General features: G+C 33.5%; 16 protein-coding genes. All 16 read right to left on the reverse strand.

Annotation, left to right across the window (positions count from 1 at the left end; all coding sequences use genetic code 11):
• Positions 1–9: 9 nt before the first annotated feature.
• The 16 genes from DEU40_RS11855 to DEU40_RS11930 all read right to left on the reverse strand — a co-directional run bounded on the left by DEU40_RS11855 (position 10) and on the right by DEU40_RS11930 (position 19,727).
• Complete coding sequence (locus DEU40_RS11855; RefSeq protein WP_110010024.1) at positions 10–1,176, reverse strand: EpsG family protein; 1,167 nt, start codon at positions 1,174–1,176, stop codon at positions 10–12.
• Positions 1,124–2,311: a glycosyltransferase gene (locus DEU40_RS11860; RefSeq protein ID WP_110010025.1), complete on the reverse strand. Its 1,188-nt coding sequence runs from the start codon at positions 2,309–2,311 to the stop codon at positions 1,124–1,126. Before DEU40_RS11860 ends, DEU40_RS11855 begins: the two co-directional genes overlap by 53 nt.
• Before the next feature lie 6 nt (positions 2,312–2,317).
• Entirely contained in the window at positions 2,318–3,628 is a 1,311-nt protein-coding gene (locus DEU40_RS11865; RefSeq protein ID WP_110010026.1) for an oligosaccharide flippase family protein, read from the reverse strand.
• Positions 3,629–3,794: 166 nt separating this feature from the next.
• A complete protein-coding gene (locus DEU40_RS11870; protein ID WP_110010027.1) occupies positions 3,795–4,805 on the reverse strand; it encodes a Gfo/Idh/MocA family protein in 1,011 nt (336 codons plus the stop codon).
• Between the two features lie 10 nt (positions 4,806–4,815).
• Positions 4,816–5,388: an acyltransferase gene (locus DEU40_RS11875; protein ID WP_110010028.1), complete on the reverse strand. Its 573-nt coding sequence runs from the start codon at positions 5,386–5,388 to the stop codon at positions 4,816–4,818.
• Positions 5,389–5,400: 12 nt separating this feature from the next.
• Positions 5,401–6,525 (reverse strand): DegT/DnrJ/EryC1/StrS family aminotransferase, encoded by a 1,125-nt coding sequence (locus DEU40_RS11880; protein ID WP_110010029.1) that lies wholly within the window; start codon positions 6,523–6,525, stop codon positions 5,401–5,403.
• A gap of 39 nt (positions 6,526–6,564) precedes the next feature.
• Positions 6,565–7,755: an L-2-hydroxyglutarate oxidase gene (lhgO, locus tag DEU40_RS11885; RefSeq protein WP_110010030.1), complete on the reverse strand. Its 1,191-nt coding sequence runs from the start codon at positions 7,753–7,755 to the stop codon at positions 6,565–6,567.
• A 6-nt stretch (positions 7,756–7,761) separates the two neighbouring features.
• Positions 7,762–9,057: a nucleotide sugar dehydrogenase gene (locus DEU40_RS11890; RefSeq protein WP_110010031.1), complete on the reverse strand. Its 1,296-nt coding sequence runs from the start codon at positions 9,055–9,057 to the stop codon at positions 7,762–7,764.
• A complete protein-coding gene (locus tag DEU40_RS11895; protein WP_110010032.1) occupies positions 9,057–11,447 on the reverse strand; it encodes a GumC family protein in 2,391 nt (796 codons plus the stop codon). Before DEU40_RS11895 ends, DEU40_RS11890 begins: the two co-directional genes overlap by 1 nt.
• A gap of 7 nt (positions 11,448–11,454) precedes the next feature.
• Positions 11,455–12,279: a polysaccharide biosynthesis/export family protein gene (locus DEU40_RS11900; RefSeq protein WP_110010033.1), complete on the reverse strand. Its 825-nt coding sequence runs from the start codon at positions 12,277–12,279 to the stop codon at positions 11,455–11,457.
• 41 nt (positions 12,280–12,320) lie between these two features.
• Complete coding sequence (locus DEU40_RS11905; protein ID WP_110010034.1) at positions 12,321–14,249, reverse strand: polysaccharide biosynthesis protein; 1,929 nt, start codon at positions 14,247–14,249, stop codon at positions 12,321–12,323.
• A gap of 355 nt (positions 14,250–14,604) precedes the next feature.
• Positions 14,605–15,063, reverse strand: coding sequence for a regulatory protein RecX (locus DEU40_RS11910; protein WP_110010035.1), 459 nt, complete (start codon positions 15,061–15,063; stop codon positions 14,605–14,607).
• A 57-nt stretch (positions 15,064–15,120) separates the two neighbouring features.
• Positions 15,121–16,386 (reverse strand): serine hydroxymethyltransferase, encoded by a 1,266-nt coding sequence (glyA, locus tag DEU40_RS11915; RefSeq protein WP_110010036.1) that lies wholly within the window; start codon positions 16,384–16,386, stop codon positions 15,121–15,123.
• A gap of 150 nt (positions 16,387–16,536) precedes the next feature.
• Positions 16,537–17,439 carry an NAD(P)/FAD-dependent oxidoreductase gene (locus DEU40_RS11920; RefSeq protein ID WP_110010037.1) on the reverse strand — a complete coding sequence of 301 codons (903 nt, stop codon included), beginning with the start codon at positions 17,437–17,439 and terminating at the stop codon, positions 16,537–16,539.
• Positions 17,440–17,583: 144 nt separating this feature from the next.
• Complete coding sequence (locus DEU40_RS11925; protein WP_110010038.1) at positions 17,584–19,110, reverse strand: glycosyltransferase family 39 protein; 1,527 nt, start codon at positions 19,108–19,110, stop codon at positions 17,584–17,586.
• Between the two features lie 50 nt (positions 19,111–19,160).
• Entirely contained in the window at positions 19,161–19,727 is a 567-nt protein-coding gene (locus tag DEU40_RS11930; RefSeq protein ID WP_110010039.1) for a hypothetical protein, read from the reverse strand.
• Between the last annotated feature and the right edge of the window lie 117 nt (positions 19,728–19,844).

Consider the following 19,844-nt stretch of genomic DNA (forward strand, 5'->3'; position numbering starts at 1 on the left):
AAAATTATTTTATTCACTTGGAATATATTCCGGAGGAGCTTCACCTGTTCTTTTAAAATATTCGTTCTTATTATATTGTATTCTATACTCATACGGCAAATCTATTTTAAAGAGATGGATAAAATAGCTTGAATAAGGAATATAAACATAAGTTGAATAGATATTTTTAACATTTGCTAATATCATATATAATACGAAAAACAGCTTTATTAGAATATTTTTTGCAAACAGATCATCTAAACTTACGGCTAATGCGAGATATAAAAAGGCCGCAAAATATATAGGAACTCTAAAGAAAGTTGGAATTAATCCCACTGTAGCTACTAAAAAGAAATAGAGTATACTCATGTTAAAAACGGTTACTCCAAATGAAGATGATGAGATAATTTTTTTTCTATTAAAAAGGATAAATAAAAAAAGGAAATGGGTAAAAAACCAACCAATGCTAAAATAACTATTATTTTGTTCCTCGATAAACCTTCTATAATAAGAACCTATAAGAAAATTAAGCCATGCAGGAAATGTCTCAATTATATTGATTATGTTTTTTGGAGTCCAAGCTATTGTAAGAATGAGGTATATAAAAAATATTTTAAGATTTGATAGTTTTTGTATTCTGAAAAAATAAGCAATAATAACAATTATACTACTAATGTGAAACATAGAAGCTAATAGCACTAGAATTATAAAATAAGCAAACTTTCTTCTAATTAAAAAATCTAATGCCAAAACAACAATTCCTAAGGCTATCATATACCTTAACGGGTTGTCTACAAATATAAAAAGAGCATTAGTGCATAGAAAAACAGAAAAAGAAAGTAAAAAACGATCCTGACTATATTTCTTTAAAAACCTGACTATTATAAAAAAAACTAAAATTTTCATGATGATCAGGAAAAAGAAAAAAGAAAATCCTAAGAATTTAAATAAAAGAATTAAAAGATAGAAAGCAGGTTCTTTATCTATTTTGCTAAAAGCCTCAATATTAAAGTCGTTATAGATTATTTCATAACTTACCCAGTCACTACCTGTCATATAGCCACCACAAAAAATAATAACAGAGAAATAGATACAAAATTTCTCTATAATGTTTTTTATTTTATCATCTATTTTAAAACGTTTCCTATTGAAGCTGTAAAAAAAGCCAAACAAAATAGGAAATAGGTAATACATCATTTTTATAAAATTTATATAATTCAGGAATCATTTCTTTATGCTCATAATTATTCTTCATAATTTCAGCATTTTTTTTGAAATTAGAGTAATTACTGAAAAACATCTTTAAGTCATTAATACCTGAAAAACATACGCCATTTTTAAATTTTCTTACAAATGTACTTAACGTAAAATTATCTTCATTAACAATAATTGGCACACCGTTATTCGCTGCTGAATAAAGACGGTTAGGGGCGCAATACTTATTATTGAAATTAAAGGAATCATAAAATAAAACCGCTCCATCTACATAATTATAAAAATCACTTAATTCATTATAATCAATGTATCCAAAATTTTTGACTTTACCTTTTTGTTCCTCTTCTAGTTCTGATACAAACTTTTCATAATCATTTTGTGAAACACCAATAAAACATAATTTCCAATCAGAAGGAAGCGTTTCTATAACATCAAATAATTTTTTTGCTCCTCTTTCCTTACTAATTACACCTTGATGTAATAAAATCTTTTTATTATCGTTTTTTACTAAATTCAATTCGTTTAGCAAATCATTGTTAATTTTTCTAGAAAACTGATTTTTGAATTCATAATTATCAACTATAATATGCTTTTTTATTCCATTCTTATTCAATTTGAAAAGAGCTTTTCTTCTATACTCATTTGTAATGATCAGTAATTCACTCCATCGGATTATAGATTTTTCAATAAAATAAAAAAATGGAGAAATATTTTTATTTTTGTAATGATAAAATTCCTTGTCATCATAAACAACTTTAACCTTTCTAACAAAAAGCTTGTAAAACAATGGAGCTATCAAGGTAACTTCATGATGCAATTGAATTGATTGGGGTCTGTAATATAACAGCTTAAAAAAAGAACTGATACTATATTCTACCAATCTTAAAGCCCTAAATATTTTAAATTGATTAAATTTTTCAAAAAATGATTTAAAAAATATGATTCTTGTATTAGTTGGTAATTTGATTGTTTCACTTACATTTACGTCATAATTATATACAACAATTTCATCCTTATTATATGCAGATGACAATGTGTTTATTAATGAAAAAACCCTCCCATCAAAATTTAGATTAGTATTCAAAAAAACCAAATGTATTCTTTTTTTCTTTTTCATAATAAATTAAGATTTTTGACGAAGGTGATATCTAAAAAACAGAAGCTGAATAACAGAATGAATAGCATAAGAAAATAAATAAGCTTTTGCAAATCCCATTGCTCCTTCACTGGATAAGTTATAATAATAAGCAAAACCTAATAACGCAAATGCCCAAATAAAATTCATAAAAAACCCTGACCACATTAAGCCTTTGCCTACTATTGCCTGGCCAAAAACACTGTTTATAGAGCTTAGAATAGCTGAAATTGACAAAATAATCAACACATTACTCCCTCCTATAAAACCTTTTCCATAAAAATTCATAAGAAATTCAGAGAGAAAGAATACTAATAAAGCTACAGTCATTGTTACTACTGCAACTATTGAAACATTCATTTTCAGAATTTTATGAAATGTAGAACTTTTATTATTTTTAGAAAACATAGGTATTGCTATCTGAGAAAAAACTCCTGGCAAAAATAAAATTGCTGTTCTATACTGATTGGCTGCATCAAAAATTGCAAGTTCTTTATATCCATTTATTTGATGAACTATTAACATATTACAAACCCATAAGACAGGGGTAATCATTATACCCGATAAAAATGCAGGTAGAGTAAATTTATATAGAATTGGAAGCTGATCAAGACAGTTAAAATAATCAACCTTAATTCCAAATTCTTTTATTTTCTTTTTAACTTCGAAGTGCCCAACCAGAAAATTGAATAAATAAAATACTGCCAGTCCAATTAATGCAGCATATAAATTTGGATATACTTTAAATAATATCAGCTGTAAAGGGAAGAAGAGAATCGCAGAAATAATACTGACTTTAGCTACTGATTTATAAGCTTCAAATCCAATTAAACTCCCATTATATAGACCATTCAAAGCACAGAGAAAAATTATTAAACTACTAAGCCTTATTTCTCCAGCCAAATGTGGGGCATTTAAATATTCTGCAGCGATATATGGGGCAAAAAGACATATAAGTGCAACAACCAGTATTGCTGATAAGTAAGTAAAAACTATAGCAAGTGCTATAATTTTTCCTGCTTTTACTTTATCATTATTTTTATATTGTGATATAAATTTAGTTGTTGTAAGTCCTATCCCTAATCCTGCAAATAATGTAAATGTACTGATGGTTGATTTAAGCATAGCAAATTCTCCATATTGCTTAAGTCCTAAATATCTTGCCGTTATAAACATTGAACACAGCATTATTCCCTGACTAACCACAGACGCTAGCGTCGCCCAAAAAATACCTTGTCCAATCTGCCTAGGAATATTAGAAAGTAAAAAGGTTTTTAAATTATTAAAAAATTTTATCATGTGTAACTGGTTCTACTTAATGTCCTATAATATTAAAAATTAATTATTAACATTTTCCAAACATGGTATTTTTTTGGCAAAAGACATAATAACATTTAAATGAGGAATGAAAGCTTCTAAAATCAAATATTAACAATATCAGATAACAACGCCTAAATTATCAATATTATTTAGTTGCATATATTCTCTCAATAATATCCACCACTTTCAATCCTTCCAAAGCATTAGTAGTAATGGTATTTCTTCCTTTCAAGACATCTACAACATTTTCAATGATATAATGATGATTGGCTGCAGATCCTTTATAAGCGCCATAATCATTTCCAGGATTTGTTGGTGCTAATTCCGGCATTATATAATCTTTTATATTACAAACCTCTACTTTGTCCATATATTGTCCGCCAATCTTCACAGATCCATTCTCTGCGATAATAGTCATAGAACTTTCAAGGTTCTGATTCCATACTGAAGTAGAATAATTTAATGATCCCATTCCACCATCTACAAAATCAAAGCTAACAAATCCTGAATCTTCAAAATCCGTAAGACCTGCATGATTAAAATCTGCAAATTTTGCCTGAATATTGGTAATATCACCGAAAAGCCAGTACATAATATCGATAAAGTGAGAAAATTGAGTAAATAATGTTCCCCCATCCAGATCTTTCTTTCCGTGCCATGAGTCTGGCTTATAATATCTGTCATCCCGGTTCCAGTAGCAATTAAGCTGAACCATATAAATATTCCCAAGCTTTCCGCTTTCTACCATTTCTTTAACCCATGCGGAAGGGGGTGAATATCTGTTTTGCATTACAGCAAAAACTTGTTTATGCTTATGCAAAGCCTGAAAAATAAGTTTTTCGGCATGCTGCTTTTTCAGAGCCATAGGTTTTTCTACCACCACGTGTTTTCCTGCGTCTATCACTTTATAAGACTGCTCAAAATGGAATCCGTTTGGAGAAGCAATGTTGATGACATCCACCTCAATTCCTGAAGCCAAAAATTCATCCAGAGATGCAAAAAAAGGAACTTCATAATTTTCAATTCCCAGTACGGATTTATCTTTGATATCAATTAATCCTACCAGTTCACATTCCTCATTTCTAGTGATCATTTCAGCATGTCTTTTTCCGATATGCCCGCAGCCAACGACTGCAAATTTTATTTTTTCACTCATTTGTATGTTTCTAAATTTTTGAAACTTTATTATTTTCTAATTTGTATTTTTCTCCACTTTCTTCACAAACGGCAATATTTTCTGCATCAAATTGAAGTCTTTGCCCGAATTCACTCATCCAACCCATTTGTCTGGCAGGGTTTCCCACTACCAATGCATAATCCGGAACTTCTTTTGTAACCACAGCTCCGGCACCGATAAAAGCGTACTGCCCTATATTGTGACCGCACACTATAGTTGCATTAGCTCCGATAGAAGCCCCTTTTCCAACATGAGTCTTCAGATATTCATTTTTTCTGTTTACTGCACTTCTGGGATTTATCACATTGGTAAAAACCATTGAAGGACCTAAGAAAACGTCATCATCACATGTTACTCCTTCATAGATGGAAACATTGTTCTGAACTTTTACATTCTTTCCCAAAACGACTTTGGGTGAAATGACAACGTTCTGGCCAATATTACATTTTTCGCCCAAAATGCAACCAGTCATAAGGTGTGAAAAATGCCAAATTTTGGTTCCGTTTCCTATTTGACACCCTTCGTCGATAATGGCTGTTTCGTGTGCAAAAAAATCCGACATATCTGCTTTATATTAATTAAAATAATTCTTAATTTCTGTAATAATAATATCCAGTACTTCCTGATCAAATTCTGTATGTACAGGAAGAGAGATTACTTCTTTGCAAAGTTTCTCTGTAACCGGAAGACTAAAACCTTCTTTCACATATTGAAGAAAAGCTTCCTGTTTGTAAAGAGGCAAAGGATAATATATCATACTTGGAATATTCTTTTCTGCCAGATATTTTTGTAATCCATCTCTTTTTCCATTTTTCACTCTAAGGGTATACTGATGAAATACATGGGTAGAATTCGCAGCTCTTTTAGGAGTTTGAATTTCTGATATACCAGCAAGATTGGCATCATAATAATCCGCCATTCTGTTTCTGGAAGCTGAATACTCATCCAAATGTTTAAGCTTAACTTTCAATACTGCAGCCTGAATGGTATCCAATCTTGAATTACAGCCTAAAACTTTATGATAATATTTCTTTTCTTGACCATGATTGGCAATCATTCTGATTTTGAAAGCCAGTTCATCATCATTCGTCATCAATGCACCTCCATCGCCATAACATCCAAGATTTTTTGATGGGAAAAATGAAGTACATCCGATATGTCCGATAGTTCCCGTTTTTTTTACGGTTCCATCTGAAAACGTATAATCAGAACCTATTGCCTGAGCATTATCTTCTATAACAAAAAGGTTGTGTTTTTCTGCAAATTTAAGAATTTGTTCCATATCAGCACTTTGGCCATATAAATGAACGGGAACAATCGCTTTGGTATTAGGGGTAAGATATTTTTCAAGATCTTCCAGCTGTATATCAAAAGTATCTTCATTTACATCTACCATTACAGGTTTTAATCCTAAAAGACCAATAACTTCTGCAGTCGCTACGTAAGTGAAAGCAGGGCAGATTATTTCATCATCTGGCTTCAGATTAAGGGCCATCATGGCAATCTGAAGAGCATCTGTTCCGTTAGCACATGGAATCACATGTTTTACTCCCAGATATTTTTCAAAATCCTGTTGAAATTCTTTTACAGCAGGACCATTAATAAATGCGGTACTATCAATACATTCCTGAATACTAAAATCTACCTCTTCTTTTATTTTCAGGTATTGACCTTTAAGGTCAACCATTTGAATTTTCATATTTTTAGTTTTTTGAGTGCACGCATATGTGCATTTTTTTTAATTCATGATCAGCTCACTTATTTTATTTCCTATAGAAAGGCAGGAAGTGGCTGCCGGAGAGGGCGCATTTCGGACGTGAATAATGTTTCCGTTTTTCACAATGTCAAAATCATCAATCAATCCTCCGTTTCTGTCACAAGCCTGGGCTCTTACTCCAGAACCTCCAGCAATAAGATCATTTTCCTGTATTTCCGGTAGAAGTTTCTGAAGTGCTTTTGTAAATGCAGATTTGGAAAGTGAACGGTGCATTTCTCCTATTCCCGTTTTACCATATTTTGCTACAATTTTTCTAAATCCCGGCCATAGCATGGTTTGCATGGTTTCATTGAAATTGAAATCGAAAAAATGGTATCCTTCTTTTTTGAAGGCCAGAACAGCATTAGGGCCGGCTTCAATATTACCGTCAATCATTCTGGTAAAGTGAACACCGAGAAACGGAAAACTGGGGTCAGGTACCGGATAAATAAGATGTTTTACCAGGTATTTTTTTTCATCCTTGATCTTATAATATTCTCCTCTGAAAGGAATAATGACCACATCGTTTTTTTCGTTGGTCATTTTGGTTATCTTATCAGAATATAATCCTGCACAGGAAATAAGTTTTTTGGTCTTAAACTCGGAAATATTAGTGCTGACAATAATTTCAGATCCTTTATCAATAATGTTTTTTACTTCATTATTAAATCTTACTTCACCTCCTGCTTGTTCAAAAAGTTCTTTTATTTTTTTTGCGATTCCAGGATAGTCGATAATTCCGGTTTGTGGAACTTTAATTGCTTTTACGCCTTCACAGTGGGGTTCAATTTCGCGAAATTCTTCTCTGGAAAGATATTTTAAATCCTGAAGTCCGTTTTCAACTCCTCTTTTATATATATTATCTAAAAGGGGTAATTCTTCCTGTGAAGTAGCTACAATTATTTTTCCGCAAAGATCATATCGTATGCCGTATTTCTCAGCAAAGTTAATAACGGAATTATACCCTTCGATACAGTTTTTAGCTTTAAGGCTTCCCGGTTTATAATAAATCCCGCTATGGATTACGCCACTGTTATGTCCCGATTGGTGCAATGCCACATCATTTTCTTTCTCCAAAATGAGAATCTTAGAATCAGGATTTTTCAGCTTAGTCTGGTAAGCTGTAGCCAATCCTACCAGACCTGCCCCAATGATTATGATATCATAGCTCATGATCTTTTATAATCTTGCATCAACCAGATTTCTGTCTAAACATGCTTTGGTATCAAAAACCACAGCATTTTCTTTTTTAAGCAGATCCAGATCCATTTCCAGGAATTCATTATGAGATACTGCAATCACTAAAGAATCATACTTTTTACCTTCCTGAAGAGCATCCAGAATATCAATTCCATATTCATGTTTCACTTCTTCCTTGCTTGCCCACGGATCATAAATATCAACATTTACTCCGTAATCAGCAAGCTCTCTGTAGATATCTACGACTTTAGTATTTCTGACGTCCGGACAATTTTCTTTAAATGTAACTCCTAAGATCAAAGCATTAGAGTTTTTGATCACTCCACCTTTTGCAATAAGAAGCTTCACTACTTTAGCAGCCACAAACTTTGCAATAGAATCGTTTACTCGTCTTCCGGATAAGATCACATCCGGATGATATCCCAGCTGTTCTGCTTTGTGTGCAAGGTAATAAGGATCTACAGAGATACAGTGTCCTCCCACCAATCCTGGTTTATATTTAAGGAAATTATATTTTGTTCCTGCAGCTTCCAATACATCATTCGTATCGATACCTACTCTATCAAAGATTAATGCTAGTTCATTAACAAAAGAAATATTAACATCTCTCTGTGCATTTTCGATAGCTTTTGAGGCTTCTGCAACTTTAATGCTAGGTGCTTTGTGAGTTCCGGCTGTAATGATTTTCTTATATAGATTATCTACTTCTTCGGCAATCTTTTCTGTAGAACCTGAAGTTACTTTTTTAACACTGGTAAGCGTATTTACTTTATCTCCGGGATTAATTCTTTCCGGAGAATAACCTACAAAAAAGTCTTCGTTAAACTTAAGTCCTGAATATTTTTCAAGAACCGGCACACATTCTTCTTCTGTACACCCGGGAAAAACTGTAGATTCATAAATAACAATATCGCCTTTTTTGATAATTTCTCCTAACATCTTTGAGGCCGAAATCAGTGGATTAAGATCGGGAGCGTTGTATTTATCAATAGGGGTAGGAACTGTTACAATGAAAACATTAGCTTCAGCAATATCAGATAACTGGCTTGTTGCTTTATAACCTAAAGAACCATTAGATTCTCTATACTTTTTCAGTCCGGTATTTAATTTATCAACATCAGCTTCAAGCGTTATATCTTTTCCGTTATTAAGTTGATCAACACGCTGTGTATTGATATCAAACCCAAAAACAGGATAATGATCTGCAAATTCAAGAGATAGGGGAAGACCTACATAACCCTGGCCTATAACCGCTATTTTATATGTTGTTGCCATTAACTAAATTTATTTTTTATTTTTTGAAACCAAGATTGTTCTGTATGCTGGTTATAGCCATAACCGTATTTGTTACTGTATCCTAAATTTTCTCTGCTTACATCATTAAGAACAAATCCTACATTTCTGATTTTTTTCTGATCAATATTACTGTTGGCAAATTCCAATAATGCCTTTTCTGTATATTTAGATCTGGACACGTAAATGGTTACATCAGAAAGCTCAGCAATAAGGAAAGTATCTGTTACAAGGAGCAATGGTGCTGTATCCAGAATAATGTATTCATATTTCTCTTTCAATTCCCTTAGAAGGATCTCATAACGGCCGTTAGATAACAATTCTGTTGGGTTCGGAGGAATCATTCCTGAATAAATTACATCCAGGTAAGGATTAAAAGATGATACATGAATAATATCTTCCAGTTTAGTCTCGTCATTGTATAGATATTCCGTAAGCCCGGCAAGTCCTTTTCTGGCAGGATTATATCTCTGAAGCTGCGGGTTTCTGATATCAGATCCTATGATAATTGCTTTTTTCTTGGGATTCGCCAATGTCAAAGCTAAGTTTACAGATGTAAATGTTTTCCCTTCTCCTTTTACCGTTGAAGTAACAAATACTACTTTTCCTTTTTTCTCTTTTGAGAGCATGAAATTCATATTGGTAATAAGAATTCTGAACGCTTCCGCCATAGGAGTAATATCATTCATTTTAACAATCTCAGAATCTCCTTTTTCAAGACTTGGTAGTTCTGCAATAATAGGTGCATGTACTAACTTCTCTAAATCATGTTTAGTAACCACCTTATTATTAAACAACTGTGTAAAATAAATAAAAGCAAAAGGAATTAATAATCCAAAAAAGAAAGAAGCACCTAAAATCATCTCTCTCTTAGGCGAAACAGGTACACCAGAGGAATAAGCTGAATCTACAATTTTTGCTTTAGGAGCACTAATTGATTGGGCAATAGCAGTTTCTTCTCTTTTCTGAAGCAATAACAAATACAGATTTTCTTTAATTTGTTGTTGTCTTTCGATACTTCTGAACATTTTCTCAATGGAAGGCAACTTTGATATCTTTCCGGAAACTACATTTTGTTCTCCTAAATATTCACTTCTTGCTAGCTCAAGTCCTGTTTTGTTTTTCTGGAGGCTCTGCATAATAGAACTACGCATAGCGTTAATTTGTTTCGTAATATCTACAACCGCGGGGTTTTCTGATGTAGCGGATTCTAAGAACCTGTTTCTTTGCAGTACTAATTGATTATAAGAGGAAATTCCATTTGTAGCCTCTACATTACTCAACCCAACATTAGCCGGAAGAACCTGATATTGGCCTTGATTTGAAACATAATTAATCAATGAGTTTGTCAGCTCCAATTGGGCATCTATTTCCAATTGCTTAGCTCTTGCAGCAGCAGAGCTTTCTAGACCTATCTTAGCTTCAGTTTCTATATCAATAATATTATTCTTTGATTTAAAACTTTCTTTTTGATCTTCAACTTGTCCAAGCTCTCCAGATAATTTTTTGATTCGGTCTTCGATAAAATCTAGTGTCTTTTTTGACTCTGAATTCTTATCAGACATTGCATCATTATTATAGGCTACAACTAAATTATTTAGAATGTCTTCTGCTTTTAATATTTGTGGATAATTAATTCCTAATCTGAGTACAGTTGCTTCTTTATTAACTAAATCTACACTTAATCCTCCTTGTAAACTATTTACTTTGGCATCTACTGTAGAAATCTGCAGCTCTAAATTTTTCATATCAACTGCAAGATTACCAGGAGCAAATTCTTTATTCTTTGTAATGATTATATTAGCAAAGGGTAAACTTATAGTTTTCCCATATGTTGTAACAATTTCTTTTGAAAGGCTTTTTGAAGTAAGTGTAAGTTTATCTTTATCTATTGTAAGTTTTACCGGACTTGCAGGTTTATCACTGTGTTTTTCTTCAATAACCTTAACGTCTATAGGACTCGTTTGTTTATATAATTCTACTTTAGTAACCCTCCCTTTACCAATAACATTTACCTGCAAATTTTGGTTGATAACAACCTCACGCATCATTTTTTTAGACTTCAGAATTTCTATTTCATTGGCAATACTATTTGTTTTCAGACCTCCTAAACCCGATAAATCTGGTAATACTCCCAAATCACTTCCCATGATGGGTGAAGAATTTCGAGCATCTTTGATCAAAACTGTAGTTTGAACATTATATATCGGTACCATAAACTTAAGCGATATATAACCTATTACCAAAGCAATAAATGCACTTATAATAAACCAAGGCCATTTTCTCAAATATGGCTTTACAATTTCACTAATATTAATGCTACTTGAGTTGTTTTCTACTTCTGAAAATTCTGAAGATTGCTGGTTATCCATCAATTTTTTATTTCTTATTAAATAAACTTACTACTACGGCAACTGCTGTAACCGCAATAGAAATAGCGGTCAGATAAAGGCCAGTATTGGGGTTTTGTTTTGCTAAAACATCTTTGGTATTGTTTGAAGAAACAATAATAGCATCCCCTTGCTTCAGGTTATAATAAGGAGAATTAATGAGATTGGCATCCCGAATATTAATACGGCCATGAGAAACAACGCCATTTTCTGTTCTGATCACCAATATGTCCTCTCTTTTCCCATATTGCGTCAGGTCACCAGCCATACCTAATGCATTTAAAATAGTTGCCTGCCCGCTTGCTATAGTATAGTCTCCCTGTCTGCTGACTTCTCCAAGTACTGTAACTTTAAAATTCGAGAGCCTGATATTAATTGTTGGGTTAATAACATATCTCGTCATTTTTTCTCTAAGTTCGTCTTTAAAAGCTGTCAGACTTTTATCCGATGTATTCAGTTTACCTAATATAGGAAAATCAATATCTCCATTTGCATCTACAATATAAGTTGGTCCTGACAGTATTGTCGCTCCTTGATTAGGAGTATTTCCGCCGGCCATAGCATTTGTCTGGATAAGTTCTGAGGAAGAATAATTCTGATTAAAAGGTTTTACAACATCCATATCTTTTGCTGTGATCAGAATAACCAACTGATCCCCAACCTGGATTGTGTTTGCTGAATTTTTAGCAGATGCGTTAATTGCAACCTGTTCTATATTCTGCATATAATTTAAATCATTCTTAGCATTGGGGTTCACTTTGCAGGAAATCACCAAAGAGGACACCAATACTAATGCTAATATTTTTCCTTTCATTATCTTGTTAAATTGTGCAAATATACATTTATATTTTTTTCCTATTTATCCAAAGCCTCATAAATTGAATTATTGCTTCGGAATTCCGGCACTATTGTTTTAAGAATCCTTACAACCTCCACTTTATCCCTTCGCAGGGAAGCCTTGGTAATTTCTTTAGTAAGCTTGTCTATATCTTCAAATCCCATTGAAGGATCTTTAGAAATCATAATTTTGTCGTTATGAGTAGGAAGTGTTTTTGCATCGTCACTCAGGAGTTCTTCATAAAGCTTTTCTCCCGGTCTCAATCCTGTATAGATGATCTTAATATCTACATTAGGTTCAAATCCTGATAACTTTATCATTCTTTTCGCAAGATCAATAATTTTTACAGGCTCACCCATATCAAAGACAAAGATCTCACCTCCTTCTCCCATTGTTCCGGCCTGAAGTACCAGTTCACATGCCTCAGGAATCGTCATGAAATATCTTACAATTTCCGGATGGGTAATCGTTACAGGTCCTCCAGCTTCAATCTGCTTTTTAAAATGAGGAATTACAGAACCGTTGGATCCTAATACATTTCCAAATCTTGTTGTAATAAATTTGGTAACATTTCCTTCCACATTCTGAAGCGATTGTACAAAAAGTTCAGCAGCACGTTTTGAAGCTCCCATTACGTTGGTTGGATTTACAGCTTTATCCGTAGACACCATTACGAACCTGTTTACTTTATACTTGCTGGATAGTTTTGCAACAATCTTAGAACCTAATATATTAACAAAGATCGCTTCATGAGGGTTTTCCTCTACTAAAGGCACATGTTTATAAGCAGCCGCATGATATACCATTGAGAAATTATAGGTCTGGAAAAGAGATTCCATCCTGTGATGATTGGAAACATCTCCTAAGACAAATTTGAAAGCGATATGAGGGAACTTTTCTCTCATTTCAAGTTCAATTTCATAAAGTGGTGTTTCTGCCTGATCTAAAACGACAATCAATGAAGGATTGAAAAGAGCAACCTGTCTTACGATCTCACTTCCTATGGATCCTGCTCCACCGGTTACTAATACTGTTCTATCAAAATGTCTGCTTTTAACTTTTTCGTTCTGAATTTTAATAGGTTTTCTATTTAACAAATCTTCAATCTGAAGATTTCTAATAGATCCACCCAGATCACTGTCTCTCAGTTTTTGTACTGATGGTGCTTTAAAGACATTAAGATCTTTCTCTAAAAATAGATTCACCCATGAATTCATCTCATCTCTGGCCATCATTTCTTTAACAATAAGAACGCCGTCAATAATAAGATCTTCTTTGGTATTTTCTTCTATTTTTTCTTTTTCATAAATTGGCTTTCCTAGCAGAGATGCTCTTTTGGAGTCTGTTCTTTGTGTCAAAAAACCTACTACCTGATAAGGCAAACTCGGATTATCAAGAATAGCGCGTGCAATTGCAATAGATTGTTCGTCAATTCCCAATACCAGAATTCTTTTTTTCAGTGCGCTTCTTCTGTACTCTCTTACAATATGGAAAAACTCTTTCACATAAAGTCTGAAAAGAAATAATCCCATAAATGAAATTACAAAATAAAGCATCAGATAAGGAGTAAGGATAAACTTACTTCCTGTGATCCAGAAATAGCAGATGTTTATTGTTCCGATAGCCAGCATTGTGCAAAAACAGGATATCAGAAGCTTAAATAAGTCTATAAATGTGGAGTGACGTATAATCCCGGCATAAGTCTTGAAGACATACATAAAAGCAGCATTCACAAGGATAATAAAAGCGAAAATCAGGCTTTTATCATCATGATATATAAATTCCTGCTTGGTAATCTTTGCGATAATGTAAGTGGAAAGAAATAAAGATATTACAAGAATAATAATGTCTATTACAAGAATTATCCATCTAGGAAGATATCTTACGTCTGAGAGATTGACAACATTATCCCCTCCAAATATTGTTTTTCTAAGAGAATTGTACATTGTCTGTATTGGTGTTCATATTTAATTAAGTATAATATCTGATTATCCAAATCAAAGATAATTCTGATACAATCATGCAAAAATAAATAAATTTATTTCAATATGTTGAATCAAAAATAAATTTGATGTTATATTAATAAAATCTAACAATTTCATTTCGATACAGCTAAATCCAGAGACAAAAATCATACCATATAAACTCTTTATGAAGATGATATTTACCTGTATAAATTCCTGATATCAGCTGTTTTTCTTTAAAATAATTATTAAATGTTTATATATCAATATTTTTCAATGAACTGATTGTTTTTTTTATATAAGTCATACTTCAAGTTTTTTTTTAATTTATTAATATTTAGCCAAAAATATCGATTATTTTCTCATATTCAAAACCTTTACTCATCAAATGTTTTATAGTTTTGGTTTTTTTTTGATATTCTTTCAAGCCAGTTTGTTTGGTATAATAATTATCATAAATTTTTCTGATTATTTTTTCATAATCAGCATCATCAATTTCATCAAAACAGGAATTTATCAACTTCTCAGAAATCTGTTTTTGTTTCAGATTGATTTTAATTTTGGTTTTCCCCCAATGTTTGATGTAAAATTTCCCCCGGATATAGCTTCGGGTAAACCTTTCTTCGTTGAGATAATTTTCTTTCAGAAGAAATAAAATAATTTCTTCTTTCGCTTCATCAATAAGCAAAAACTCCCTCATCTTCTGTTCCACTTCGGCATGACAGCGATCCTGGTAAACACAGTAATTAACCAGTTTCTGCTTAATTTCATCGAAGGTATACGATTTCTTTTCCATTTGAATAAAAAAAGAATGAGCAATCCGCTCATTCTTTATATGATATTGGAATGTCTGTTAGTAATTGAACAGAGCTTTACCTTCCATTAATTCGTTCACTTTCTTTCTTACAGATCCAAGAACCTCTTCATTTTTGATATTGTCGACCACTTCAGAAATCAATCCTGCAATAGTATCCATATCGTTTTCTTTCAATCCTCTTGTTGTAATCGCTGCAGTTCCCAATCTGATACCAGATGTTGTAAATGGTGACTTATCATCAAAAGGAACCATATTTTTGTTACATGTAATATCAGCAAGTACCAATGCTTTTTCGGTTTCTTTACCGTTTACCCCTTTATTTCTAAGGTCTACCAGCATCAGGTGATTATCTGTACCACCACTTACGATATCAAAACCTCTGTCGATCATTGCTTTTGATAATGCCTGAGCATTAGCTTTAACCTGTTTTGCATAATTTTCGAACTGCACATCCAAAGCTTCCCCGAAAGCTACAGCCTTACCAGCAATCACATGCTCAAGAGGCCCTCCCTGAATACCTGGGAATACGGCTCCGTCCAGCACCTGGCTCATCATTTTGATTTCTCCTTTTGGAGTTTTGTGACCGTATGTATTTTCAAAGTCTTTTCCCATCATGATCATACCTCCTCTTGGCCCTCTCAGCGTTTTGTGAGTAGTGGTAGTTACAACATGGCAGTGTTCGAATGGTGAGTTTAATAATCCTTTTGCTACTAAACCAGCCGGGTGAGCGATGTCTGCCCAAAGGGTAGCCCCAACTTCGTCTGCTACTTCTCTGAATTTAGCATAATCTAAATCTCTGGAATACGCTGAGAAACCTGCGATAAGCATTTTTGGTTTTTCTCTCAACGCTACTTCTCTCATTTGGTCATAATCAATAAGACCTGTTTCCTGCTGAACTCCGTAAGAAACTACATTATATTGAATTCCTGAGAAGTTCACTGCAGAACCGTGAGTAAGGTGCCCTCCCATTGAAAGATCCATCCCCATGATTTTATCACCTGGTTTCAAAACGGCAAGATAAATGGCTGCATTCGCCTGAGAACCGGAATGTGGCTGAACATTCACGTAGTCAACTCCGAAAAGTTCTTTAGCTCTGTTGATCGCTAAAGTTTCAACCTCATCTACTACTTCACATCCTCCGTAATATCTTTTTCCGGGATATCCTTCAGCATATTTATTTGTCAGTACACTTCCCATTGCTTTCATTACATTTTCAGAAACAAAATTTTCTGATGCAATAAGCTCTAAACCATGGGTTTGTCTTTGTCTTTCCTTTTCAATCAGGTCGAAAATAATATCCATTTTACTTTTAGTTTTTGAAATTTTCACCCCAAATGTACGGAATTTTCATCGAGATTTCCCTATTGAAAAAATGATTTTTAAACACTAAAAAAAGAAAAGACCTATGAATAAATCCTATATTATGATTGTTCTAATTGCAGTAAAAAGCCTTTAAAATTCTTCATCTGACAGTTCCTTATTCACTATGGCTCCTGCAAAATTACCCTGTGCAACTGCATTGGCTACGGAGCGCATCATGGTTACATTATCTCCACAGGCATAAACTCCGGGAATGCTTGTTTTCTGCATCATATCTACTTTAATAAATCCCTGTTCTGTTATTTCACAGCCCAGATCATCAACATTGATATTTTGCTCAAAAGGAATTTTCGCATACAAAGCCTGTAAAGGAATTTCCTTTCCATTTTTGAAAATAATTCTTTGAATGAAGCCGTTCGTATGTTCTATACCTGCAATTTCATCTTCGTTAAGAATGATTTTATTCTGATTTAGTTTTTCAAGCTGTTCCTCGGTAAAAACTGCTTTTCCATTCGTAAACAGCGTGAGATTTTTAGTCAGATTAAAAATCAGTTTCGAAAATTCGTAGCCCATATCTCCGTTGGAAAGAATTCCCGTAACCTCGTTTTTCACTTCATAACCATGACAATATGGGCAATGTATAACAGAAATCCCCCAGCATTCTGCAAACCCGGGAATATCCGGCATTGTATCTTTTACGCCTGAAGCAAGGATCAGTTTTTTAGCCTTAAATTTTTCACCGGAGGAAATTTCAACCTCAAAACCTCCTATCGTTTTTTGTGTTTTCGCTACAGTTCCGTTATAAAAATGAACTGTATTGTATTTTTCGACATCTTTTCTGGCTAGCTGTGCAATTTCTGATGGTGTTTTCCCATCGTGAGTGACAAAGTTATGAGAATGCGGAGTTTGTCTGTTGCAAGGTTTTCCGTTATCAATAATCAGGACATTTCTTAAAGATCTTCCCAAAGCCATTGCTGCAGATAATCCTGAATAACTTCCTCCTGTTATGATGACATCAAAGTTTTTGTTTTCCATAGTTTAGTTGATAATTGATAATTGATAATTGATAATTGATAATGCAAAGGTAACCTAAAATCAGTTAACGCAATAAAGTTGCAATAATATTTATCTATTAGCTTTATCCTGTCTGCAAATCGTCATTTACAACTTTATTAAAAATTATTTCCACTCATTTTTAACTTCGATAATTTCGTCCTGAATCCTCTTGTTGATATCTACTTTCGCTCCCTGCAAACTGAAAATTGCAGTTCCTCTTTCTCTCGCGTAAGGATTGGTAATGGAATCTTTTAATGTTGCAATTTCAAAAAAGGAACCGGATTCTTTAAGTTCTTTTCCTGCTTCAGATGCCTCTTTAACCCTGATCACATTTTTATATTTTTTGCTTACATCTATCCAATTGATATAATCTGCATTAAATGACACCGCCACGACTCCCGCTTTTGAGTAATAATTAATAGCTCCGGTCTGTCCGTAATTATCACATAGTACCATGGTATTTCCGGTTTTTGACAATCTGGAATACTCTTTATCTATTTTTTGAGCCAGCTCTTTCCAACCCTGCATATCAGCAAAATCCTGTGGCAGCGGATGATCTTTTCCATCTTCCCAACGAAGAAGTCCTAATTTTTTATACTGGCTTTGGTGGGATACGATATATTCAGGACTTTTATTTGGAAAAGCCACATTATACAAAGGCAGGAATAAAAGTATTGGAATAAGGATGCTAACCGGCTTCAAAAATCTTTTCCAGCCCTTTTCAAATACATTTCCGAGAAAAACAGCACCAAAAGCAATATACACAGGATAGAGTCCGATTGCGTAGTAATCTTTTGCCTTAAAAAACAAAAACAGAGTGATCGTGATGACATAGCTCCAAAAGAAAAACCTGTATTTTTCAAAAGGTTTGTATAACAGCAATGCTCCCCAGCCAGCAATAATCACAAAAATAACTCCGGCAAAAAATAAAATCTGGGATTTCATAAAATCCATTCTGTCTACATGTACAAGCTGCCGTTCAGAAAGTTCTTTCATATGATAAACAACCGGGAACTGGTTCTGATACTGCCACAGAAGATTCGGAAAAATAATAATTAAAGCCAAAAGAGCTGCCCAATATACATGAGGCTGCATAAAAACCTTCCTTTGCTCCGTCAGTAATAAGGCAGGAATAAGCCCTAATAATGAAAAGGCAATATTGTATTTATTTAATAATCCGATTCCGACAATGACGGCTCCTGTGTAAAGCCATTTTACTTTTTGGGAATTGAAATATTTGATCAGGCTGTAATAAAGGAAAAGCCAGAGAAAGATCTCCAGAGATGTCGGCTGGAACAGCATATTGACCCGAAGAAGTACTGAAAATAATATTCCTGTAGAAGCCAGTATTTTAGCAAACAGGCTTCCCTTGAGTTCTTCCACAACTTTCCATGTAAGGACAATCGTCAAAGCTCCAAACAGAGCTGGAAAAAATTTAACCCAAAATATGGAATTCCCCAACATTTTAATGATCCAGGCTATCCAGGAATTGGCAGGCGGAACTGAAAGATATCCCCAGGCAAGATGATTCGCCTGATCAAGATGCAGGTATTCATCCCGGTGAAGTTCATAATCAGGGCTTATCAGAGAGTATTGAAGGGCAAACTTTGCAACGATAAAAAGAAACAGAATCCAATAGTCTTTTTTCATGGGATATAGTTTGGAATTTTAAAGATAAGACAGTTTCAACCTCTTTTCCGTTACAATATTATTTCAAATCTGTTATCAATAATTTCAGTTTTTATCTTCTGAATATTGTCAGACCAATACTTTATTTCGTCATTCTTCTCAGGACATTTTTCTATAGGAAGCTTTTGGCAGACCGCTAAATATTCCTGATATGTTTTCAATATATTATTCAGATACGTTTCATAGTCTTTAGGATTTTCAGGAATATACCCTATTCCATCACAGCCACATGAGTGAAAGCATTTCCCTGTTTTAAAAAGACTTTCTATAATCTTCCATTCTTTGAGAGCTTTTTTTTTAGGGGCTTTAAAACCTTTCCCCATATCAGCCATCATACTGCTGCATTCAGGACATTTTATAGTCCGGTTTTCAATCTCAGAAACAATTTTTTCCAGCTCTTGCGTTCCTGCCTTTGTAAAAGTATATCCTACATTACGGACTGACTTCCCTGGTTCATGGTATACTTTTTCTTTTTCGATCCTTTTTATAATATCATAAGCATCCGGCTGTTTAAATGATTTCCGGCATTTAAAACAGACATAATGTGATTTATAAGTTTTCTGGGCGTAGCCACACATTTTTTCATGGATTTATATATTCAAATATAGGAATTTACACCTGCAAAAGATTTTGACGTAAAAAAGAATCCCCGAGAAAAAAATTCCTCAGGGATTCACAGTTTAAAAGTGTATAGT

Source organism: Chryseobacterium sp. AG844 (genome assembly GCF_003182335.1).
GTDB classification, from domain to species: Bacteria; Bacteroidota; Bacteroidia; order Flavobacteriales; family Weeksellaceae; genus Chryseobacterium; species Chryseobacterium cupriresistens.

Excerpts from the sequence above, each read along its gene's own strand:
- DEU40_RS11855 (WP_110010024.1), bottom strand. The coding sequence starts at position 1,176 with ATGATGTATTACCTATTTCCTATTTTGTTTGGCTTTTTTTACAGCTTC.
- DEU40_RS11860 (WP_110010025.1), bottom strand. The coding sequence starts at position 2,311 with ATGAAAAAGAAAAAAAGAATACATTTGGTTTTTTTGAATACTAATCTA.
- DEU40_RS11865 (WP_110010026.1), bottom strand. The coding sequence starts at position 3,628 with ATGATAAAATTTTTTAATAATTTAAAAACCTTTTTACTTTCTAATATT.
- DEU40_RS11870 (WP_110010027.1), bottom strand. The coding sequence starts at position 4,805 with ATGAGTGAAAAAATAAAATTTGCAGTCGTTGGCTGCGGGCATATCGGA.
- DEU40_RS11875 (WP_110010028.1), bottom strand. The coding sequence starts at position 5,388 with ATGTCGGATTTTTTTGCACACGAAACAGCCATTATCGACGAAGGGTGT.
- DEU40_RS11880 (WP_110010029.1), bottom strand. The coding sequence starts at position 6,525 with ATGAAAATTCAAATGGTTGACCTTAAAGGTCAATACCTGAAAATAAAA.
- lhgO (WP_110010030.1), bottom strand. The coding sequence starts at position 7,755 with ATGAGCTATGATATCATAATCATTGGGGCAGGTCTGGTAGGATTGGCT.
- DEU40_RS11890 (WP_110010031.1), bottom strand. The coding sequence starts at position 9,057 with ATGGCAACAACATATAAAATAGCGGTTATAGGCCAGGGTTATGTAGGT.
- DEU40_RS11895 (WP_110010032.1), bottom strand. The coding sequence starts at position 11,447 with ATGGATAACCAGCAATCTTCAGAATTTTCAGAAGTAGAAAACAACTCA.
- DEU40_RS11900 (WP_110010033.1), bottom strand. The coding sequence starts at position 12,279 with ATGAAAGGAAAAATATTAGCATTAGTATTGGTGTCCTCTTTGGTGATT.
- DEU40_RS11905 (WP_110010034.1), bottom strand. The coding sequence starts at position 14,249 with ATGTACAATTCTCTTAGAAAAACAATATTTGGAGGGGATAATGTTGTC.
- DEU40_RS11910 (WP_110010035.1), bottom strand. The coding sequence starts at position 15,063 with ATGGAAAAGAAATCGTATACCTTCGATGAAATTAAGCAGAAACTGGTT.
- glyA (WP_110010036.1), bottom strand. The coding sequence starts at position 16,386 with ATGGATATTATTTTCGACCTGATTGAAAAGGAAAGACAAAGACAAACC.
- DEU40_RS11920 (WP_110010037.1), bottom strand. The coding sequence starts at position 17,439 with ATGGAAAACAAAAACTTTGATGTCATCATAACAGGAGGAAGTTATTCA.
- DEU40_RS11925 (WP_110010038.1), bottom strand. The coding sequence starts at position 19,110 with ATGAAAAAAGACTATTGGATTCTGTTTCTTTTTATCGTTGCAAAGTTT.
- DEU40_RS11930 (WP_110010039.1), bottom strand. The coding sequence starts at position 19,727 with ATGTGTGGCTACGCCCAGAAAACTTATAAATCACATTATGTCTGTTTT.